Origin of the sequence: Kineococcus deserti (assembly GCF_050871945.1) — a bacterium.
In the GTDB taxonomy this organism is placed as follows: Bacteria; Actinomycetota; Actinomycetes; order Actinomycetales; family Kineococcaceae; genus Kineococcus.
The window spans coordinates 280,647-302,055 of the sequence record NZ_JBJLSI010000001.1 but is presented as its reverse complement, the minus strand read 5'-3'; the positions used below and the strand labels follow the sequence as shown (position 1 = coordinate 302,055).

The following is a 21,409-nucleotide window of genomic DNA, read 5'->3' as shown; positions in this document are numbered from 1 at the left end:
TGTCCCTGTTGTCCGCGGTCGAAGAGGACCGCACCCTGTCCCCCGTCACCGGCTGGACGCGCGAGCACTGGGTCGCCGCCGCCGACGACCTGCTGCTGGCCGTCCGGCCGTGGGCCACGCCGGGGTTCGGCCGCATCGACCTGCCCGGCGAACCGGCCCGCGCGGGCTGGGTCTCCGACGGGCTGGAGGGTTTCGCGCGGACGTTCCTCACGGCCGCGTTCCGGGTCGCCGGCGCGGGCGGCGACGACCCGCACGGCCACCTCTCGCACTACCGGCGTGGACTGATCGCCGGAACCCGCACCCCCGGCGCCGACGACGCCGAGTCCTGGCCGTTCATCCGCTCGGTCCGGGTCGCCGGGCAACCCATGGTCGAGTCGGCCTCGATCGCCCTCGGTCTGGACTTCACCCGGGAGTGGTTGTGGGACACCCTGTCGGCCGACGAGCAGGACCGCGTCGAGGCCTGGTTGCGCGACAGCCTGCGGCACGAACCCGCCCCGAACAACTGGTACCTGTTCCCCATGTCGGTCGCCTCGTTCCTCACCGGCGTCGGCCGCGGCGACGCCGAGACCGAACGGGCGATCTCCCGCGCGCTGGACCTGCTCGAGGGCTGGTACCGCGGTGAGGGCTGGTACTCCGACGGCGACGGCGCGATGTTCGACCACTACGTCGGCTGGGCCATGCACCTGTACCCCGTCCTGTACGCCCACCTGCGCAGCGACCAGCCGGACGTCACGGAACTGGGCAAGCGGTTCGGCGCCCGGCTGCACGAGTTCCTCGGCACCTTCGCCCTGACCTTCGACGGCAACGGCGCCCCGCTGCACCAGGGCCGCTCGCTGACCTACCGCTTCGCCGCGGCGAGTTCGCTGGCGATGGGCGCGGTGACGGGTTCGACGCCGTGGTCGCCGGGGGTGAGCCGCTCGCTGCTGTCGGGCAGCGTGAAGTACTTCCTCGACCGCGGCGCCACGACCGCCGGGGTCTACTCGCGCGGCTGGCACGGCCCGCACCCCGGGATCGTGCAGCCCTACTCCGGGCCGGCGTCGCCGTACTGGCTGTCCAAGGCGTTCACAGCGCTGCTGGCCGGACCCGACCACCCGCTGTGGACGGCGACCGAGGAACCCGTGCCCGCGCACGGCCCGGCCGCCACCACCCCGATCGCGCCCGCGGGCTGGCTCGTGCAGTCCACCCCCGACGGCCTCGTCCGCGTGCACAACCACGGTTCCGACCACCACCGGCCCGGCGGCCACGCCGGGGCCGACCCGCTGTACGACCGGCTCGCCTACTCGACCCGGACCGGGCCGACGTCGGCGCGCAACGTCGCCGAGAACAGCGTGGTCGTCGGCGAACGCGGGTTCGACGGGATCCGGAACGCGTTCGAACCGCTGGGCACCGGACCGGGCTGGGCGGCGAGCCGGCACCACCCCGAGTTCAGCGGCACCGAACTGCCGCAGTCGCGGGTGCTCTCGCTCGTGCTCGCCCGCGGGGCGTGGGAGGTGCGGGTGTTCCGCTTCGACGCGGTCCCGGCCGGGGCGCCGGTGACGGTGACCGGGTGGGCGCTGGCCGCCGACCGGCCCGACGGGCTGCGCGACGACGTCCGGCCGGACGCCGTGACCGTGACCGCCGAGGGCCTGCAGTCCCGGCTGCACGCCGTCACCGGGTTCGACCGGGCCGACGTCGTGCGCGCTCCGGCCGGCACGGCGTACGGGGCGTGGGCGCTGGTCCCGCGGCTGCGCGGCACCGTGGGGACCGGTCCTGCCGTCGTGGTGGCCTGCCTGTCGGCCGACGACCCCGGTGCCGCCCCCGAGGTGGTCGCCGACGGCGCCCGGATCGGCGTGCTCTTCAGCGACGGGGCCCGCGCGGAGGTGACCCTCGACGCCGACCGCCCGCGCGTGGAGTGGTGAGATGTCGGTGTGGATCCCTTCGCCGACGTCCTGACCGCCAACCAGCAGTACGCGAAGACCTTCGCCGACACCGGCCGCCCCGGTGTCGCCGGGGTCGGCCTCGCCGTCCTGACCTGCATGGACTCGCGCATCGAGCCGCTGGACATGCTGGGCCTGAAACCCGGTGACGCCAAGATCCTGCGCAACGCCGGCGCCCGCGTCACCGACGACACGCTGCGCACCCTCGTCCTCGCGCACTACCTGCTCGGGGTCGAGCGCGTGCTGCTGCTCGCGCACACCGACTGCGGCATGACGAAGAACACCGACAGCGACGTGCACGCCAAGGTGCTGGCCCAGGGCGTGGACTCGCGCAGCATCGACTTCCGCACGATCGCCGACCAGCGCTCGACGCTCGTGCACGACGTCCAGCGCATCCGGTCCTGGCCGTTCCTGCCGCCGACGATGCCCGTCGCCGGCGGGATCTACGACGTGCGGACGGGCGCGATCGAGATGGTCGTGGGCGCCGACGCGACCGCCGAGGAACTCCCCGGCGACTGACGGGCCCACCCTCACCGGGGTGCACGACCACGGCGGTGCACGTTCACCGTGGTCGTGCACTCCGGTGAGGTCCGGGGCGAGGGAGCCGTGCCGGTGCTGCCGTCCGGGGCCAGGATGTCCCCGTGCCCGGACCCATCCAGTCGATCGAGCGTGCGGCGGCCGTGCTGCGGTTGCTGGCCGGCGCCGGGCAGGGCCTGGGCGTCGTCGACATCGGCAACGCGCTCGGCCTGCCCAAGACCACGGCGCACGGCATCGTCCGCACCCTGGTCGACGTGGGTTTCGTCGTCCAGGAGGAGTCCGGCGACTACCGCGCCGCCCCGGACCTGGCCGACCTCGGCCGGCCGCGCATCGACGCCAACGACCTGCGCGCGCGGGCGGTGAACTGGGCCGACTCCCTGGCCAGCCGCACCGGGGAGTCGGTCCGCCTCGCCACGCTCGTCGACGGTCGCGCGCTCGTGGTGCACCACGTGTTCCGGCCCGACGACAGCGCCCAGGAACTGCGGACGGGAACGTCGCTGCCGGCGCACGCCTGCGCCCTCGGCAAGGTTCTGCTGGCCTCGGCGCCGGTCCGTCCCCGCGGGCGGCTGACGGCGATGACGGCCCGCACGACCACCGACCCGACCGCCCTGCGCCAGGCGCTGGCCGCCGTCCGTGACCAGGGCTGGGCGCTGGACGTGGAGGAACTCGAACCCGGGGTGGCCGGGATCGCCGCCCCCGTGCGCGACCTGGGTGGGCTCGTCGTGGGGGCCATCGGGATCGACGGCCAGGCCGAGCGGATCGTCGACGGACGCGGCCGGCCCCGCGCCGGGCTGGTTCCCGCGGTGCGGCAGGCCGCGCGGTCGATCTCGCGGGGTCTGGGGGCGCGGGACGGCTGAACCGACTCGCCGGTCGGGCAGGATGACGCCGTGAGCGACGAGCGGCGCGGTGCCGCCTGGACCGAGGGAACGCGCCGACGACGTCGCTGCGCGGGCCTGAGGGAAGGCGGCGTCCCCCGCGCCGCGACGGAGCGAGCAGGATGACGCCGTGAGCGACGACCAGCGACCCGAGCACCGCGGCTACGTCGTCGCGATCGACCAGGGCACCACCTCGACACGGTGCATCCTGTTCGACCACGCCGGCCGCCTGGTCGCCGTCGCGCAACGTGAGCACCGCCAGCACTACCCCCGCCCCGGCTGGGTCGAGCACGACGCCGCCGAGATCTGGCGCAACGTCGCCCGGCTCGTTCCGCAGGCCATGGCGCAGGTGGAGGCCGGCCCGGCCGACGTCGTGGCGATCGGCATCGCCAACCAGCGCGAGACGGTCGTCGCCTGGGACCGCCGCACGGGCGATCCGCTCGGCCCGGCGATCGTCTGGCAGGACACCAGGACCGCCGACGTCGTCGAGGAGTTCTCCGCCGACGGCGGCGCGGACCGGTTCGCCGACGTCTGCGGCCTGCCGCTCACGACGTACTTCGCCGGCCCGCGGATCGCCTGGATGCTGCGCCAGGACGCGGGGTTGCGGCGCCGGGCGGCGGCCGGCGACGTGCTGTTCGGGACGATCGACTCCTGGCTGGTCTGGAACCTCACGGGAGGTCCCGACGGCGGCCGGCACGTCACCGACGTGACCAACGCCAGCCGCACCATGCTCATGGACCTGAGGACCCTCGACTACTCCCCCGCGATGCTCGAGGTGTTCGGCGTCCCCCGCGCCGCGCTGCCGCGGATCGTGCCGAGTTCGCAGGTCTACGGCGCGGCCCGCACCGTGGTGCCCGGCGCCCTCATCGGCGCCACCCTCGGCGACCAGCAGGCGGCGTTGTTCGGCCAGACCTGCTTCTCCCCCGGGGAGGCCAAGTGCACGTACGGCACGGGCAGTTTCCTGCTGATGAACACCGGCAACGAGATCACCCGGTCCTCCAACGGCCTGCTGACCACCGTGGCCCACCAGATCGGTGCCGAACCTCCGGCGTACGCGCTGGAGGGTTCCATCGCCGTCACCGGCGCGCTGGTGCAGTGGCTGCGGGACAACCTGGGCCTGATCTCGACGGCCCCGGAGGTCGAGACGCTGGCGGCGTCGGTGCCCGACAACGGCGGGTGCTACTTCGTCCCCGCGTTCTCGGGGTTGTTCGCCCCGCACTGGCGGGCCGAGGCGCGGGGCCTGCTCATCGGCCTGACCTCGTTCGTCACCAAGGGCCACATCGCCCGCGCCGCGCTGGAGTCGACGGCGTGGCAGACCCGCGAGGTGGTCGAGGCGATGGACGCCGACTCGGGTCTGCAGCTGACGTCGCTGCGCGTCGACGGCGGGATGACGTCGAACAACCTGCTCATGCAGACCGTCGCGGACGTCCTGGACGCGCCCGTGGTCCGCCCCATGGTCAGCGAGACCGTCTCCCTCGGCGCGGCCTACGCCGCCGGGCTCGCGGTGGGTTTCTGGCCCGACACCGAGGCGCTGCGCCGCCGCTGGCACCGCGCCGGGCAGTGGGTTCCCGCGATGGAACCCGCGCTGCGCGAACGAGGGTGGGAGGACTGGCAGCAGGCCGTGCAGCGGACGTTCGGGTGGATCCGGCACTGACCGCCCGGTCCCCGCCGACCCGCTCGGAACCCGGACCGGTGTCGGTTCCACCACCCCCGAACTCCTGCGGGAGGTCCTCGGCGAGTCGGCCGAGTTGGTCGAACCGGGCAGCGGTGCCCTGCGCGTCGTGCGGGCGACGTCCGGTACCCGGGCGCTGCAGGTGCGGGACCTGGGGTGGCGCGACGAGGGGCGCTGACCGGTGTCCTCAGCCGGCGTGGACGCGGGGTCTGGTCCCGGGGTCGGGTTCGGCGCGCCGCAGCACCTCACGCGTCACCGGCGCCACCTCACCGGAGCCGAGGAACAGGAACCGGACGATGTTCGCCAGCGGGTTGCCCTCCGACCACTCGAACCACACGTCGGGCAGCACACCCGTGCGGTCCCGGACGGCCAGGGCGACGGCGGCGATCGAGTTGGCGACGGCCGAGCTGCGGACGGTCAGGACCCGGTGGCCGAACCGTTCCTCCCCACGCACCCGCAGGTCGGTCTCGAACTCCGAGGCGTCGGCGACGGTCACCTCCAGGAAGACCACCGGTTCGTCTGCGGGGATGTGCTGGTCGCGTCGTTCGTCGTACCACTTCGCCGCGTACTCCGCCTCGTCCCGGGCGTCGGGTTCGTTGGCGACGACGTGCAGCGCGCCCCGCGCGGTGGCCTCGTCGAGGAACGCCTGGGCGACCTCGTCGAACTCGACTCCGCTGGCCCGCAGTTCGAAGGCCCGGCGCGCGCGGGAGACCAACGACACGGTGACGATGCCCAGGATGAAGCAGGCGGCGATCTTGGCGCCCTCGGGGCGTTCGACGACGTTCGCCACGGTGGTGTACGTGAAGACCACGGTGACGGTGGCGAAGAACGCCCGGGCGCGGCGTTCCCCCGCGCGGTGCGCCGACAGGGTCACCGCCACGGTCGCCGAGGTGATGAGCACCAGGACGCCCGTCGCGTACGCCCCGCCCTGCGCGTCGACGTCGGCGTCGAAGATCCAGGTCACGAGGAAGGCCACGGCGGTGAAGACCAGCACCAGGGGACGCACCGCCCGCGCCCACTCCGGCGCCATCCCGTACCGCGGCAGGTAGCGCGGGACGAGGTTCAGCAGCCCGGCCATCGCCGAGGCCCCGGCGAACCACAGGATGGCGATGGTGCTCACGTCGTAGGCGGTGCCGACCACGTTCCCCAGGTACTCGTGGGCCAGGTACGCCAGCGCACGACCGTTCGCCTCACCACCCGGTTCGAACTCCTGCGCCGGGATGAGCACGCTGGTCGCGAGGCTGGAGGCCAGCAGGAACGTGCTCATGACGATCGCGGCGACCGTCAGCAACCTGCGCGCACCGGCGATCCGGTCGGCCAGCCCGCGGCCGGAGTTCGTGCCCTCGATCTGCGGCATCACCAGGACCCCGGTCTCGAACCCCGACAACCCCAGAGCCAGCTGGGGGAAGACGATGAGCGCCGCCCCCAGCACCGCCCACGGTGAGGACCCCTGGGCCAGGACCGCCTCCCACCACCGTTCCACCGAGACCGGCTGACCGACGACGTGCGCGACCGCGTCGACCACGACGACCGCGTTGAGCCCGAGGAAGACCACGACGAGCACGACGGCGACCCCGATGGCCTCGCGGAACCCCCGCAGGAACACCGCCCCCAGTGCGGCCAGCAGGAGCAGGGTCACGCCGAGCTGGTGACCCTCGAGGAACTGCGGGACGTAGGGGTTCTCCAGCGCGTGCTTGGCCGCGTCGGCCGCGGACAGGGTCATGGTGATGAGGAAGTCGGTCGCGGCGAAACCCAGCAGCACCAGCACGAACAGCTTGCCGCCCCACCACGGCAGGACCTTCTCCAGCATGGCGATCGACCCCTCGCCGTGGGGGCTCTCCCGGGCCACCCGGCGGTACACCGGCAGCGCCCCGAACAGCGTCACCAGCACCAGGACGAGCGTGGCGATCGGCGAGATGACCCCGGCGGCCAGGAAGGCGATGGCCGGCTGGTAACCCAGGGTCGAGAAGTAGTCCACGCCGGTCAGGCAGACGACCTTCCACCACGGGTGCCCGTCGTGCTCGGTGGGGACCTGCCGGTGCGGGCCCGGCTGTCGCGCCACCCGGTCCCCGGTCCCCTCCAGCAACCACGATCGGCAGGTGTCACGCAACGGGCGGGTGGAGGTTTGCTGGGCACACACGGCTCCAGTGGTCCACCGCGGCGACGGGCGCGGCAAGCCGACCCACCCGACCGGCGGGAATCCTGACGCGTTCCTTACGCCTCACACCTCGAAGCGGTAACCCATCCCCGGCTCGGTGATGAGGTGCACCGGCCGGCCCGGTACCACTTCCAGCTTGCGCCGCAACTGCCCCACGTAGACGCGCAGGTAGTTCGTCTCCCGCCCGTAGGCCGGTCCCCAGACCTCCTTGAGCAGCTGGGTCTGGGTGACCAGCCGGCCGGCGTTGGTGACCAGCACCTGCAGCAGGTGCCACTCGGTGGGGGTGAGCTTCACCGGTTCCCCGGCGCGGGTGACGGTGCGGCGGGCGAGGTCGATGTGCAGGTCGCCGGAGTCGACGACGTCGGGGGTGCTCGGCTCGTGCACCTCGCCACGCCGGACCGCGGCCCGCAGCCGGGCCAGCAGCACGTCCATCGCGAAGGGTTTCGTGACGTAGTCGTCGGCGCCGGCGTCGAGGGCGTCGACGGTGTCGGCCGAGGCCGTCCGCGCGGTGAGCACGATGATGGGCACCCTGCTCCAGCCGCGGATCCCCGCGATGACCTCCAGCCCGTCCAGGTCGGGCAGCCCGAGGTCGAGCAGCACCACGTCCGGGTGCGCGGAGGCCGCGGCCTCCAGCGCCGAGGCGCCGTCCGCGGCGACCGTCACCTCCCAGCCGCGCGCGCCGAGGTTGATCGACAACGCCCGCCGCAGGCCGGGTTCGTCGTCGACCACGAGGACTCTGCTCACGCGTCCATCTTCTCCGGCAGTTCCGCGAGCTCGTGCGTGTGCCCCGCCGGCGGCAGTTCCAGGACCATCGTCAGCCCGCCACCGGGTGTGTCCTCGGCGTCCAGCCGCCCACCGACGGCCTCGGCCAGGCCCCGCGCGACGGCCAGCCCCAGGCCGAGCCCGGCCGTCGAACGGTCCCCCAACCGCTGGAACGGGGTGAACGCCCGCTCCTTGGCCGCGCCCGGCAGGCCGGGCCCGTGGTCGACGACGAGGAGCCGGACGGTCCGGCGGGCGTCCTCGGTCGCCACGCCGGCCACCACCTCGACGCCGGACCCGCCGTGGCGGACGGCGTTCTGCACCAGGTTGGCCACGACCCGCTGCAGCAGGCCGGGGTCGGTGGAGACCGGCGGCAGGTCGAGGGGGATCCGCACGTCCACGGGCCCCGTGTCGCGCACGGCCGCGTGCACCACCTCGTCGAGGTCGACGACCACGAGGTGGGGTTCGACGACCCCGCTGCGGACCCGGGTCAGGTCGAGCAGGTCGTCGATGAGGGCCTGCAACCGGTCCGCGGAGTTCCCCACCTCGGCCAGCAGCTCGTCACGGACGTCCTCGGGCAGGTCGATGTCCTTGGCCCGCAGGCTGTCCAACGACGCCTTCAGCGTCGCCAGCGGGGTCCGCAGATCGTGCGAGACGGCCGTCAGCAGCGCCCCGCGGACCGCGTCGCCCTCCTCCAGGCGGCGCACCTGGGCGGCCTCGGCCCGCAGCCGCTGCCGTTGCCGGACGGCGGCGATCTGGGCGCCGAAGGCCTCGAAGACGCGCCGGTCGTCCGCCCCGAGCAGCCGTCCCCGCAGGACCAGGCAGGTGGTGTCGTCCACGACCACCTCCGCGTCCGCGTCGCCGGGCTGGACGCAGACGGGGTCCCCCGTCGCGGCGACCACCGCCCACGGCGCGCGGACGTCCTCGCGCTCCAGCAGCGTCACCGAGTCGACGGAGAACGTCTCGCGGGTGTGCCGCAACGCCTCCTCGAGGGGGTCCTTCGCCAGCAGCGCCGTACGGGTGAGGACCGACAGCGCCTCGGACTCGGCGCGGCTGCGCTCGGCGTCGCGCAACCGGCCCGCGGCCTTGTCGACGGTGCTGGACAGCGCGACCGCGACGAGCAGGAAGACGACGAGCGCGACGGCGTTGGTCGGCTGGGCGATGGCCAGCTGGTGGTACGGCGGGGAGAAGAACCAGTTCACGGCGAAGCTGCCCAGCAGGGCGGCGGCCAGCGCGGGCCACAACCCGCCCACGAGCGCGGCCCCGACCACCACGACGAGGAAGCTCAGCAGGTCGGTGGCCAGGTCCTGCGTGGGCAGCGCCAGCAGCGCGGCGGTGACCACGGCCGGGCCGGCCACGGCCAGCACCCAGCCCAGCGCCCGGCGGTTCGGCGACAGCGTCGCGCGGGCCGGGCCCGGCAGCCGGAAGGGCCGGGCCTGTTCCTCGTGGGTGACGACCAGGACGTCGATCGCCCCGGAACCGCGGACCACGGCGTCGCCGACGCCGCGGCGGAACAGCGAGGCGATCGGTCGGTGCCGGCTGGCCCCGACGACGATCTGCGAGGCGTTCACGCCCCTGGCGAACTCCAGCAGCGACTCGGCGACCCCACCTCTGACCGGGTCGCCGACGACCTGGTGGTAGACCCCGCCCAGGTCCTCGACGAGGGCGCGCTGCTCGGCCAGCCGCGCCGGTGAGGTCCGCACCAGGCCGTCGCCGCTGGCGACGTGGACGGCGTGCAGCTCACCACCGGCGCCCCGGCCGGCGATGCGGGCGGCCCGGCGCACCAGGGTCGCCCCCTCGGCCCCGCCGGTCAGCGCGACCACGACCCGTTCGCGGGCCGGCCAGGTCACCTCGATCCCCTGCTGGGCCCGGTACCTCTCCAGGCCCTCGTCGACGCGGTCGGCCAGCCACAGCAGGGCCAGTTCCCGCAGCGCCGTGAGGTTGCCGGTGCGGAAGTAGTTCGACAGCGCGGCGTCGACGCGGTCGGCGGCGTAGACGTTGCCGTGCGAGAGCCTGCGCTGCAACGCCTCGGGTGTCATGTCGACCAGCTGCACCTGGTCGGCCGCACGCAGCACGGCGTCGGGCAGGGTCTCCTTCTGCTCGATGCCGGTGATGTGCTCGACGACGTCGTTGAGCGATTCCAGGTGCTGGATGTTCACCGTGGAGACGACGTCGATGCCGGCGTCGAGGATCTCGTGGACGTCCTGCCACCGCTTGGCGTTCCCGCTCCCGGGGGCGTTGGTGTGGGCGAGCTCGTCGACGACGGCCACCTGGGGGTGGCGGGCCAGCACGGCCTCGACGTCGAGTTCGGCGACCTCGATGCCGCGGTGCACGACCGTCCGGCGCGGCAGGACCTCCAGCCCCCGCAGCTGCGCCTCGGTCTTCTCCCGGCCGTGGCACTCCACCAGCGCGACGACGACGTCGGTCCCCCGCTCGGCGCGCCGGTGCGCCTCGTCGAGCGCGGCGAACGTCTTGCCCACGCCGGGGGCGGCTCCGAGGAAGACCCGCAGCCGCCCCCTCCGCTTCTCGTCCACCCGGGCAGTCTCGCTCACGGCTCAGCCCGCGAGCGCGGCCAGGGTGATGTTCAGCTCGAGCACGTTGACGTGCTCCTCGCCGAGGAACCCCAGCGCCCGTCCGCGCGTGTGCTCGGCCACGAGGCCGGCCACCTGCTGCCCGCTCAGCCCGCGGGCGGCGGCGACCCGCGCCACCTGCTGCTGGGCGTACTCCGGGGAGATGTCGGGGTCCAGTCCCGAACCCGAGGCGGTCAGGGCGTCGGGAGCCACCTCGGCCGGGGCGGTGCCGTCGGCGGCGGCCGCCGCGGCCCGCCGTTCCTCGACCGCGGCGAGCAGGTCCTCGTTCTCCGGGCCGAGGTTGGAGGCTCCGCTGGAGGTCGGGTCGTAACCGTCGCCCGCGGCCGAGGGGCGCGGCCAGAACCACGCCGGGCCGGTGAAGGACTGGCCGATGATCGCCGAGCCGACGTCGGTGCCCTCGACGCTGACGATCTGGCCGTCGGCGCGGTCGGGCACGATCCGGCCGACGGCGTAGACCGCCGTCGGGTAGAGCAGCCCGAGGCCGGCGGTGGCGACGAGCAGGAGCAGCAGTCCGGTGCGCAGCTGCCGGAACAGGTTCGTGGAAGTGGACATGTCAGCCGAGCCCCGGGATCTGGGAGACGATGAGGTCGATGAGCTTGATGCCGATGAACGGCACGACCACACCACCGACGCCGTAGACGAACAGGTTGCGGCGCAGCAGGGACGCGGCGCTGGAGGGCCGGTACCGCACGCCCCGCAGGGCCAGCGGGATCAGCGCGACGATGACGAGGGCGTTGAACACGATCGCCGAGACGACCGCCGACTCCGGGGTGGCCAGCCGCATGACGTTGAGGGCGTCCAGCTGCGGGAACGTCGTGACGAACATCGCCGGGATGATGGCGAAGTACTTCGCGATGTCGTTGGCGATCGAGAACGTCGTCAGCGCCCCGCGGGTGATGAGCAGCTGCTTGCCGATCTCGACGATCTCGATGAGCTTGGTGGGGTTGGAGTCCAGGTCGACCATGTTCCCGGCCTCCTTGGCCGCGGTCGTCCCGGTGTTCATCGCCACCCCCACGTCGGCCTGGGCCAGCGCGGGGGCGTCGTTGGTGCCGTCCCCCATCATCGCCACCAGCCGGCCACCGGACTGCTCGCGGCGGATGAGTTCGAGCTTGTCCTCCGGGGTGGCTTCGGCCAGGACGTCGTCGACGCCGGCCTCGACGGCGATCGCCCGGGCGGTGCGCTCGTTGTCACCGGTGACCATGACGGTCCGGATCCCCATGGCGCGCAGCTGCTCGAACCGTTCGCGCATGCCCTCCTTGACGACGTCCTTGAGGTGGATGACGCCGAGGACGCGGGCGGTTCCGCGCGAGTTCTCGGCCACGACGAGCGGGGTTCCGCCGGCCGTGGAGATGTCCTCGACGACCTGTCCCACCTCGGCGGGAACCTCGCCGCCGAGGGTGCGCACCCAGTGCGTCGCGGCCGCAGCGGCGCCCTTCCTGATCTCACGACCGTCGAGGTCCACGCCGCTCATGCGGGTCTGCGCGGTGAACGGCACGAAGGTCGCGCCCTGCAGTTCCCCCTCGGCACGGGCCCGCAGGCCGTACTGCTCCTTGACCAGGACGACGACGGACCGTCCCTCGGGCGTGGCGTCGGCCAGGCTGGACAGCTGCGCGGCGTCGGCCAGTTCCGACAGCGTCACCCCCGGGGCGGCGACGAGTTCGTGCGCCTGCCGGTTCCCCAGGGTGATGGTTCCGGTCTTGTCCAGCAGCAGGGTTCCGACGTCGCCGGCGGCCTCGACGGCCCGGCCCGACATGGCCAGCACGTTGCGCTGCACGAGCCGGTCCATGCCGGCGATGCCGATGGCGCTCAGCAGGGCGCCGATGGTGGTGGGGATGAGGCAGACCAGCAGCGCCACCAGCACGATCGTGCTCTGCGGACGCCCCGAGTAGACCGCCATCGGCTGCAGCGTCACGACGGCCAGCAGGAACACCAGGGTGAGGCCGGCCAGCAGGATGTTCAGCGCGATCTCGTTCGGCGTCCGCTGCCGGGCCGACCCCTCGACCAGTGCGATCATCCGGTCCACGAAGCTCTCGCCGGGTTTCGCCGAGATCCGCACGACGATGCGGTCGGACAGGACAGTGGTGCCCCCGGTGACGGCGCTGCGGTCACCGCCGGACTCGCGGATGACGGGGGCGGACTCACCGGTGATGGCCGACTCGTCGACGCTGGCGACACCGTCGACGACGTCACCGTCCCCGGGAACCGTCTCGCCGGCCTCGACGACGACGAGGTCGCCGACGCGCAGCTGGCTGGAGGGGATCCTGACCTCCTCGCGGCCGTCCTCCAGCCGACGGGCGACCGTCTCGGTGCTGACCTTGCGCAGCGAGGCGGCCTGCGCCCGGCCGCGGCCCTCGGCGACGGCCTCCGCGAGGTTGGCGAACAGGACGGTGATCCACAGCCAGGCCGCGATGACCCACGCGAACACCGACGGCTCCAGGACCGCCAGGACGGTGGTCAGGACCGCCCCGGCGGCCACGACGAACATGACGGGCGTGCGGGCCAGGTGCCGCGGGTCGAGCTTGCGGAACGCGTCGGGCAGGTTCTGCACGAGCTGGCGGGGGCTGAAGGCCCCGCTGGCGACCCGGTGCGGGGTCGACGCCTGGGTCTCGGCGGGGGTTTCGGTGAGGGTGCTCACGACTGCGCTCCAGTGAGGGCTTCGGCGATCGGGCCGAGGGCCAGGGCGGGGAAGAACGTCAGGGCCGTGACGACCACGACGACCGCGGTGTGCATCCCGGCGAACGTCGGGGTGCGGGTGGGCAGGGTGCCGACGGTGGCGGCGGCCGGCTTCTGGGCCGCGAACGCGCCGGCCAGGGCGGTGACCAGGACCATCGGCAGGAACCGGCCGACGTGGATGGCCAGCCCGAGCGCGGTGTTGTAGAAGTACGAGTTCGCCGACAGGCCCGCGAAGGCCGAGCCGTTGTTGTTCGCCGCGGAGGCGAAGGCGTAGAGCACCTCGCTCAGGCCGTGCGGGCCGCTGTTCAGCAGCGCCGAGCGGGTGGCCTCGCTGGACAGCGCGATCGCCGCCCCGACGAGCAGCGCGAACGGCGTGGCCAGGACGTACAGGGCGGCCAGGGTGATCTCGCGCTGGCGGATGCCCTTGCCGAGGTACTCCGGCGTCCGGCCGACCATCAGTCCACCGATGAACACGGTGAGGATCGCCAGGACGAGCATCCCGTACAGGCCCGATCCGACGCCGCCGGGCGTGGTCTCGCCCATCATCATGTTCAGCATGAGCATGCCCCCACCGAGGGCGGTGTAGCTGTCGTGGAAGGAGTTCACCGCCCCGGTGGACGTTCCGGTGGTGGCCGTGGCGAACAGCGCCGAGGCCCACTCCCCGAACCGGGTCTCCTTGCCCTCCACGGCGGCGCCGACGGCCTGCGGGACGGTGCCCAGGGCGTGCGTCTCGGCCCAGGTCGTCACGGTGAGGGAGACGCCGAAGATGAACCCCATGACCGACAGGATCGCCAGCCCCTGGCGGTGGTCCCCGACCAGCGTGCCGAACGTGCGGGGCAGGCTGAACGGGATCACCAGGATGAGGAAGACCTGCAGGAGGTTCGACAGCGCGGTGGGGTTCTCGAACGGGTGCGCGGAGTTCGCGTTGAAGAACCCGCCCCCGTTGGTCCCCAGCAGCTTGATCGCCTCCTGGGAGGCGATCGGGCCGCCGATGATCGTCTGCGACCCGCCGGCCAGCGTCGTGTACTCCGTGGCGCCGGCGAAGTTCTGCACGACCCCGGTCAGCAGCAGGAGCACGGCGCCGACCACCGACAGGGGCAGCAGGACGCGCAGGGTCCCGCGGGTCAGGTCGACCCAGAAGTTCCCGATCGTGCCGGTCCCGCGGGCGGTCAGCCCGCGCACCAGGGCGACGGCGACGGCCAGGCCCACCGCGGCGGACAGGAAGTTCTGCACGGTCAGGCCGGCCATCTGGACCAGGTGCCCGACGGCGGACTCACCGGAGTAGGACTGCCAGTTGGTGTTCCCCACGAAGGAGACGGCGGTGTTCCACGCCTGCGACGGCTCCATGGCCGGCCTGCCCAGCGACAACGGCAGGAACGACTGCAGGCGCAGCAAGGCGTACAGGAACAGGATCGAGACGGTCGAGAACCCGATGACGGCCAGGGCGTAGGTGCTCCAGCGGGTGTCGGCGTCCCCGTCGACCCGCAGCAGGCGGTAGAGGCCGCGCTCGAGGCGCAGGTGCCGGGTGCTGGTGAAGGAGCGGGCGATGAAGTCGCCCAGCGGGACGTGGACCGCGGCGAGCAGGACGACGAGGAGGCCGATCTGCAGCAGACCGGCGGCGGTGTCGCCCATCAGAACCTCTCCGGGTGCAGGAGGGCGTGGAGCAGGTAACCGGCGGCCAGGACGGCGAGCACGAGGCCCACCGCCGCCTCCGGGCTCACCGGCGCTCCAGCGCGCGCACCAGCAGGGTCGCGGCGACGGCGAGGGCCAGGGTCAGGGCGACGAACCCGACGTCCAACACGAGGAACTCCAAGGAGAGGTGGTCTGGGAGGTGGTGCGTTCCACACCCCAGCACCTGCGCGACCCGGTTCTCCGGGTCCTGACGCCTCCTTGACGCGTGCGGGGACCGCCGTTGACGGCTCCTTGACGGCCCTCGTCGGTTCGCTCGGTCCACCGGGTCGGGCCGGTCCTGCGGTCGCCGCGCGGCTCAGCCCGGCGCGGCGACCCGGCGCTTCAGACCGCCGTGCGCAGCGCCAGGAAGACGGCGCCGTAGATGACGAAGAGCTTGCGGGACATGTGGCTCCCCCTCGGACAACACCTACCTCGGTGGGCGTCCGCTGTTGCACCCAGGACGCAGCCTGCCAGGTCGTTGCTCCGTCCGGGTGAACTTCGCGGAAGTCGTCCGCGTGTCCTGCTCACACCCCGCCGGGACGGAAGGAGTCGCGGCGCAACGCCCCCTCGATGTCCTCCAGCGACCGCCCGGACAGTTCGGGCACCACGCGCCAGATGAAGATCCACGCCGCGACGTTGAAGGCCGCGTACACGAACATCGCGCCGCCCTCGCCGATGGCGTCGATCATCGACAGGATCGTCAGCGACAGGACCGCGTTGCTGCCCCACAGCACCATCGCCTGCGCGCTGGTCCCCGCCGAACGCACCGCCAGCGGGTACACCTCCGACCCGGTCAGCCAGCCCATCAGCTGCAGCCCGCCGGCGTTGAACAGCATGAACACGATCAGGCACGTCACCAGCAACCACGCCGTGTCCGGGGTGTCCTGCCCCGTCGCGAAGACCGTGCCCAGGACCGCGAGCGCGACGGCGGCGCCGGGGATCATGACGAGGACGAGCCGGCGACGGCCGATCCGGTCGATGACGGCGAGCCCGACGACCTGCATGACCACGTAGGTCGCGGCCAGGGCGACGCTGGCCTGCAGCGCGCTGGACCGTTCGAAGCCGACGTCGGTGAGGATCGTCGGCGTGTAGTAGATGATCATCTCGATGCCCGAGAGCTGGGTGAACAGCGAGATGCCGCACCCCACGACCAGCGCGGGCCGGATCCAGGGTTGCCGCAACCCGTCCCAGCCCTTCGCCGGTGCCTTCCGCTGCTCGCGTTCGAGGCCCACGATGTGGTCGAGCTCGTCCTCGACGTCCCGGTGGTCGGCGTGGGCGCCGCGGATGCGCTGCAGGGTGGCGCGGGCGTCGTCGACGCGGCCGGCCTTGACCAGCCAGCGGGGGCTCTCGGGCTGGCGCAGCATGATCGTGAACAGGACGGCCGCGGGGACCGCGGCCAGGCCGATGGACCACCGCCAGGACAGCTGCTCGCTGGCCCCGACGAGGGTCGCCACGAGGATCCCGACGCCGATCGCGAGCTGGAAGCTCAGCACGAGCCGGCCGCGCCGGGCCGCGGGAGCCAGTTCGGCGACGAACATCGGCACGGTCTGGGTGGCCGCACCGACGGCGGTGCCCAGCAGCACCCGGGCGGCGGCCAGCGTGGTGGCGGTCGGCGCCACCGAGCAGGCCAGCGTCCCGAGGACGAAGACGACCCCGACGAGGAGGATCGTCTTCTTGCGCCCGTAGCGCTCGGACAGCTTCGATCCGGCGAAGGCGCCGAGGACGGCGCCGACGAGGATCCCGGCCGTGATGACCTGCTCCTGGATCCGGCTGATGCCGAACTCGTCGCCGATCTGCAGCAGGGCGCCGGAGATGATCCCGGTGTCGTAGCCGTAGAGGAACCCGGAGATGGCGGCCGCCACGGCGGTGACGAGCAGGACGGGAGTCACCCGGGCCGTGCCGTGCTGGGTCGATGTGTCCACGGTTCCCGAGAGAACCACCGGCGGCGGTTCTCGGCGCGGTGGAGCGCGTGGGCGGCGCCGGCGCCGGGCCGTCGTAGGCTTCCCCGGTGCTCCTCGTCCACGGCCTCTGGACCCGGCAGCACTCCCTCGCCCTGTGGGTCGAGGCGCCCCGACGGCGGCCCGGGCCCGCTCGTGCCAGCGACCTCGCCGCCCTCGCACCCGCCGCTGAGGCCCTGGCCCGGGCGCTCGCCCGTCCCGCCGTGGCGACGCTGTCGTTGCTGTTGCCGTGCACCCCCTCCGGTCGCCCGGCCGCCTCGACCGGCAGACCGCGCGCCGACCTGCGGCTGCTGCCGGTCGACCTCGACGTCGTCGAACTGACCGGTGCCCAGGCGCTGGAGGTCCTCAGCGAGGTGGCGACCGGCGACCTGCCCGTCTCGGACGGGTTGCGCTGGCTGGCCCACGTGGCGGCGGGAGCGCGCGCCGCGGTCGACGCCGGGCACGTCGTGCCGGACCTCGCGGTGCGCGGTGGGCAGTGGACCGCCCGCTGGATCCCGGCACCGGACCGCGCCTTCGGCCGGTGGCGCACCGCGGTCGCGCAGGCGTGCCCGCCGGTGCTGCGTGCCGAACGGGGCGAGAACGGCCCACCCCAGGCCGTGGACCTCCTCGACGACGTCTGCGCGGTCGTCGTCGACGTCCTGGTCGCCGACCGGACGAGGTCGGTGGTGCCGTACGACCTGCCCGACGGGGCGACGGTCCGCGCCTGGCTCACGGCGTTGCGGACCGGCCGGCTCCTTCCCGACGACGGGAGCCTCCTGCCGGTGGCGCGCCGGATCCGCGACTGGCACCGCAGCGCCGACGACTCCGGCTACGACGTCGTGCTGCGCGTGGTCGAACCCGAACCGTGGGAGGACCTGCCCGACGACCTGGCCGACGGGCGGCTGGACACCACGGCGCAGGACGACACCGGCGATGTGAGCTGGCGGCTGCAGACGCGGCTGCGGCCGCTGGACGATCCCAGCCTCGTGCTGACCCTCGAGGAGGCCCGCGCCGAAGGCGGCCCGCGGTCGGACGGTGAGGACCCGCTGCTGGTCCTGCTCACCGGCACCGCGCGCGCCGGGACCGCGCACCCGCCGCTGAAGCGCATCCTCGGCGGCCGCACCGACGCGGCGGCGCAGGCCGGCGTCGACCTGACCATCGAGGAACTGCTCGACCTGGTCGAGAACGGCGGACCGAGGCTGGCCGCGGCCGGGGTCGCGCTTCAGCTGCCGCGGCACTGGACGAAGAAGGCGCTGACCCTGTCGCTGAACGCCTCTGCGGCGCAGCCGGGCGCCATCACCGATCCGAAGATCCGCAAGGACGACCTGGTCGACTTCCGCTGGCAGGCCGCCCTCGGCGACTCCCCCGTCAGCGAGGCCGAACTGCTGGCGCTGGCCGCGTCGAAGTCCTCGCTGGTCCGGTTCCGCGGTGAGTGGGTGCAGGTCGACGCGGAGTCGTTGCGGCGCAGCGCGACGTTCCTGCGCAAGCGCGGCGACGGCCGGGCGACGATCCTCGACGTCCTGGCGATGGTGGGTTCGGGGCGCGACCTGCCGGCGCCGGTCACCGGCGTGGACGCCCGCGGGATCCTCGGCGACGTGCTGTCCGGCGAGGCCGCGCAGCGCCTGCCCGAGCTGCCCGACCCGCCCGGGCTGCAGGCCGTCCTGCGTCCCTACCAGCGGCGCGGGCTGACGTGGCTGGCGACGATGTCCCGGCTCGGGCTGGGCGCGGTGCTGGCCGACGACATGGGGCTGGGCAAGACGCTGCAACTGCTCTCCCTGCTGGCCCACGAACGCGACGGCGACCCCGGCCCGACGCTGCTGGTCTGCCCGATGTCGGTGGTCGGGAACTGGGCCGCCGAGGCCGCCCGCTTCACCCCTGGCCTGCGGGTGCACGTCCAGCACGGCGCCGGCCGGCCCAGGGGTGCCGAACTGGCCGCGCTGGTGGCCGGCCGGGACCTGGTCATCACCACCTACGGTCTGCTCGTGCGCGACGTCACGGACCTGGCGGCGGCGGACTGGCACCGGGTCGCGCTCGACGAGGCGCAGTACGTCAAGAACGCGAACACGCGGCAGGCGCGGGCCGTGCGCGCCCTGCCCGCGCGGCACCGCGTGGCCCTGACCGGAACCCCGGTGGAGAACCGGCTGGAGGACCTGCGCGCCGTGCTGGACGCGACGAACCCGGGCCTGCTGGGCAGCGCGGCGAGTTTCCGCGACACCTTCGCCGTGCCCATCGAGAAGCTCGGCCACGCCGAACCGGCGCGCCGGCTCGCCGTCGTCACCCGCCCGTTCGTGCTGCGCCGGGTCAAGACCGATCCCACGGTCGCCGGTGACCTGCCCGAGAAGATCGAGATGACGGTGCGGGCGAACCTCACACCGGAGCAGGCCGCGTTGTACCGCCGAGTCGTCGACGACCTCGTCGAGCGGCTCGCGGCCAAGGACGAGGACCCCGGCGGGATGTCCCGGCGCGGGCTGATCCTGGCGACGCTGACCCGGCTGAAGCAGATCTGCAACCACCCCGCGCACTACCTCGGCGACTCCTCCGGCGTCCTGCACCGGGGCCGGCACCGCTCGGGGAAGCTGGAACTGCTCGACGACATCGTCACCTCCGCCCGCGCCGAGGGCGAGAAGGTGCTCTGCTTCACCCAGTTCGCCGAGTTCGGGAACCTGCTGACCCCGCACCTGACCGAACTGACCGGCGAACCGGTGCCGTTCCTGCACGGCGGGGTGACCCGCCGCGGCCGGGACGAGATGGTCGCGGAGTTCTCCGAGCCCGACGGACCCGGCGTGATGCTGCTCTCGCTCAAGGCGGGCGGGACGGGCCTGAACCTCACCGCCGCCAACCACGTCGTGCACGTGGACCGGTGGTGGAACCCGGCCGTGGAGGACCAGGCCACCGACCGCGCGTTCCGCATCGGCCAGCACCGGCAGGTGCAGGTCCGCAAACTCGTCAGCGTGGGCACCGTGGAGGAACGGGTGGACGCGGTCATCGCGCGCAAACGCGACCTGGCCGATCAGGTCGTGGGCAGCGGCGAGGGCTGGATCACCGAACTCGACGGGGACGCGCTGCGCGAACTGCTGCGCCTGGGCGACGACGCGGTGGGTGAGTGACGTGCCCTCGGACGACTTCGGCCAGTACGGCAGGCGCCGGCCCGGTGGTGGCGCCAAGCTGCGCTCCCAGCGCGGCCGGATCGCGCAGAACTGGTGGTCGCAGCGGTTCGTCGACGCCCTCGAGCAGACCGGGGACCGCGGACGGCTGCAGCGGGGCAGGACGTACGCCCGGGCCGGTCAGGTCGTGGAGATGCGGCTCCGGCCGGGCGCGGTCGGCGCCCGGGTCCAGGGTTCGCGGCCGCGGCCCTACCTCGTCGAGGTCACCGTGCGGCACTGGACGAGCTCGGAGGTCGAGGCCGTCGTGGCGACCGTGGTGGAGAACCCGCTGCTGCTCGCCCCCCTGTTCGAGGGCGACGTCCCGCCGGGGCTGGTCGACCTGCTGTCCGGCATCGGCGTGGACCTGCTGCCGGTGGACCGCGAGGTCGACTACGACTGCAGCTGCCCCGACGACGGCGAACCGTGCAAGCACTCCGCGGCCGTGGTCTACGCCCTGGCCGAGAAGCTCGACGCCGAACCCGCCACCGCCCTGACGTTGCGCGGTGTCGAACTCGCCGAGCTGCTGCGGCGCATCACCGAGGCCGCCTCCGGCCCCTCGAACCCCGTCGAGGACCTGAGCCTGCACGTCGCGACCTTCCACCGCGCCGCCGGCGACCTGCCCGACCTGGGGATCCGGCAGCGGGTTCCCGGGCGCACGGTCCTCGACGACCTCGACGACCTCGTGCTGGGCCCCGGCGCGGCCGGCATCGCCGACACCCTGCGCCCCTACTACGTCGCGCTGGCTCAGTCCCGCCGGTAGCGCTGCACGAAACCCCGCCACACCCCCGCGGCGGCATCGGCCTTCGAGGTCCGCAACTGCGTGACGATCTCGTCGTAGCGCTCGGGGTCGAAGTAGCCGTCGTACCGGTAGGCCGCGACCCGCTCGAGGATCCCCTCGACGTCGAGCTCGGGGTGGAACTGGGTGGCGTAGACGTTGCGGCCCACCCGGAACGCCTGCACCGGGCACCCCGGCGAGGCCGCCAGCAGCTCCGCTCCCGGCGGGACCCCGGTCAGCGCCTCCTTGTGCCCGACGAAGGCGTCGAACGTGGGGGGCAGCGCCCCGAACACCGGGTCGGCGCGACCGGCCCCGGTCAGCGTCACCGGGACGGTGCTGATGGGTTCGCCGTAGGTCCGGTCGACGGTGCCGCCCTGGTGCACGCCGAGCGTGCCGATCCCGTAGCAGGCACCCAGGAACGGCACGTCGGCGGCCACGACGCGGTCGAGCAGGCCGGCCAGCTCCCGCTCGACCCGCAGCTGGGTCGGCGACTTCTCCTCGTCGCTGGTGCAGAACGGGCTGCCACCCAGCACGACGCCGGAGAACTCGGCCAGGTCCAGGTCGGGCAACGGCTCGCGCTCGAGCCGGATCCGCGTCAGCTCCCCCGGCGCGAGGCCGCCGAAGCGGGCGAACGCCGCGAACTCCGACTCGGCCACCGCGTCGTCCTCGCGGGTGGCCAGCAACAGGAACGGCCGCACCCGG

At 73.4% G+C, this 21,409-nt stretch carries 15 protein-coding genes; 6 read left to right on the top strand and 9 right to left on the bottom strand.

Annotation, left to right across the window (positions count from 1 at the left end; all coding sequences use genetic code 11):
* The first annotated feature begins 8 nt into the window (after nt 1-8).
* The 4 genes from ACRYR2_RS01515 (at nt 9) to glpK (ending at nt 4,982) form a co-directional block, all read left to right on the top strand.
* A complete protein-coding gene (locus tag ACRYR2_RS01515) occupies nt 9-1,898 on the top strand; it encodes a DUF2264 domain-containing protein (protein WP_432561140.1) in 1,890 nt (629 codons plus the stop codon).
* Nucleotides 1,899-1,907: 9 nt separating this feature from the next.
* Nucleotides 1,908-2,435: a beta-class carbonic anhydrase gene (locus tag ACRYR2_RS01510; RefSeq protein WP_432561040.1), complete on the top strand. Its 528-nt coding sequence runs from the start codon at nt 1,908-1,910 to the stop codon at nt 2,433-2,435.
* A gap of 122 nt (nt 2,436-2,557) precedes the next feature.
* Nucleotides 2,558-3,310: an IclR family transcriptional regulator gene (locus tag ACRYR2_RS01505; protein WP_432561039.1), complete on the top strand. Its 753-nt coding sequence runs from the start codon at nt 2,558-2,560 to the stop codon at nt 3,308-3,310.
* A 148-nt stretch (nt 3,311-3,458) separates the two neighbouring features.
* Nucleotides 3,459-4,982, top strand: coding sequence for a glycerol kinase GlpK (gene glpK / locus ACRYR2_RS01500; RefSeq protein ID WP_432561038.1), 1,524 nt, complete (start codon nt 3,459-3,461; stop codon nt 4,980-4,982).
* A 205-nt stretch (nt 4,983-5,187) separates the two neighbouring features.
* Here the strand turns inward: glpK and ACRYR2_RS01495 are convergent, their stop codons facing one another.
* From ACRYR2_RS01495 to ACRYR2_RS01460, 8 genes are all read right to left on the bottom strand, one after another.
* Nucleotides 5,188-7,110, bottom strand: coding sequence for an APC family permease (locus ACRYR2_RS01495; RefSeq protein ID WP_432561139.1), 1,923 nt, complete (start codon nt 7,108-7,110; stop codon nt 5,188-5,190).
* A 111-nt stretch (nt 7,111-7,221) separates the two neighbouring features.
* On the bottom strand, nt 7,222-7,902 hold the full coding sequence (locus tag ACRYR2_RS01490) for a response regulator (RefSeq protein WP_432561037.1): 681 nt from the start codon (nt 7,900-7,902) through the stop codon (nt 7,222-7,224).
* Nucleotides 7,899-10,451 carry a DUF4118 domain-containing protein gene (locus ACRYR2_RS01485; protein WP_432561036.1) on the bottom strand — a complete coding sequence of 851 codons (2,553 nt, stop codon included), beginning with the start codon at nt 10,449-10,451 and terminating at the stop codon, nt 7,899-7,901. The genes ACRYR2_RS01490 and ACRYR2_RS01485 overlap by 4 nt, the downstream gene beginning before the upstream one ends.
* 21 nt (nt 10,452-10,472) lie before the next feature.
* Complete coding sequence (gene kdpC, locus ACRYR2_RS01480) at nt 10,473-11,060, bottom strand: potassium-transporting ATPase subunit KdpC (RefSeq protein WP_432561035.1); 588 nt, start codon at nt 11,058-11,060, stop codon at nt 10,473-10,475.
* 1 nt (nt 11,061) lies between these two features.
* Complete coding sequence (gene kdpB, locus ACRYR2_RS01475) at nt 11,062-13,143, bottom strand: potassium-transporting ATPase subunit KdpB (RefSeq protein WP_432561034.1); 2,082 nt, start codon at nt 13,141-13,143, stop codon at nt 11,062-11,064.
* Nucleotides 13,140-14,813, bottom strand: a complete 1,674-nt coding sequence (gene kdpA, locus ACRYR2_RS01470) for a potassium-transporting ATPase subunit KdpA (protein ID WP_432561033.1) — start codon at nt 14,811-14,813, stop codon at nt 13,140-13,142. Before kdpA ends, kdpB begins: the two co-directional genes overlap by 4 nt.
* Nucleotides 14,813-14,902 carry a K(+)-transporting ATPase subunit F gene (kdpF, locus tag ACRYR2_RS01465; RefSeq protein ID WP_432561032.1) on the bottom strand — a complete coding sequence of 30 codons (90 nt, stop codon included), beginning with the start codon at nt 14,900-14,902 and terminating at the stop codon, nt 14,813-14,815. Before kdpF ends, kdpA begins: the two co-directional genes overlap by 1 nt.
* A gap of 474 nt (nt 14,903-15,376) precedes the next feature.
* A complete protein-coding gene (locus tag ACRYR2_RS01460) occupies nt 15,377-16,774 on the bottom strand; it encodes a sugar porter family MFS transporter (RefSeq protein WP_432561031.1) in 1,398 nt (465 codons plus the stop codon).
* A gap of 86 nt (nt 16,775-16,860) precedes the next feature.
* Between ACRYR2_RS01460 and ACRYR2_RS01455 the strand changes: the two genes are divergently transcribed.
* Both ACRYR2_RS01455 and ACRYR2_RS01450 read left to right on the top strand, forming a co-directional pair.
* Nucleotides 16,861-19,896 carry a DEAD/DEAH box helicase gene (locus tag ACRYR2_RS01455; protein ID WP_432561030.1) on the top strand — a complete coding sequence of 1,012 codons (3,036 nt, stop codon included), beginning with the start codon at nt 16,861-16,863 and terminating at the stop codon, nt 19,894-19,896.
* Nucleotides 19,889-20,692 carry an SWIM zinc finger family protein gene (locus tag ACRYR2_RS01450; protein ID WP_432561029.1) on the top strand — a complete coding sequence of 268 codons (804 nt, stop codon included), beginning with the start codon at nt 19,889-19,891 and terminating at the stop codon, nt 20,690-20,692. Before ACRYR2_RS01455 ends, ACRYR2_RS01450 begins: the two co-directional genes overlap by 8 nt.
* On the opposite strand, the gene ACRYR2_RS01445 is transcribed toward ACRYR2_RS01450, so the two are convergent.
* Nucleotides 20,677-21,405 carry a glutamine amidotransferase gene (locus ACRYR2_RS01445; protein ID WP_432561028.1) on the bottom strand — a complete coding sequence of 243 codons (729 nt, stop codon included), beginning with the start codon at nt 21,403-21,405 and terminating at the stop codon, nt 20,677-20,679. The two genes, ACRYR2_RS01450 and ACRYR2_RS01445, sit on opposite strands and share 16 nt — an antisense overlap.
* Nucleotides 21,406-21,409: the final 4 nt, after the last annotated feature.

Bases quoted from the DNA above. Each gene is read 5' to 3' on its own strand.
- kdpC (WP_432561035.1), bottom strand. From the start codon at position 11,060: ATGTCCACTTCCACGAACCTGTTCCGGCAGCTGCGCACCGGACTGCTG.
- kdpA (WP_432561033.1), bottom strand. From the start codon at position 14,813: ATGGGCGACACCGCCGCCGGTCTGCTGCAGATCGGCCTCCTCGTCGTC.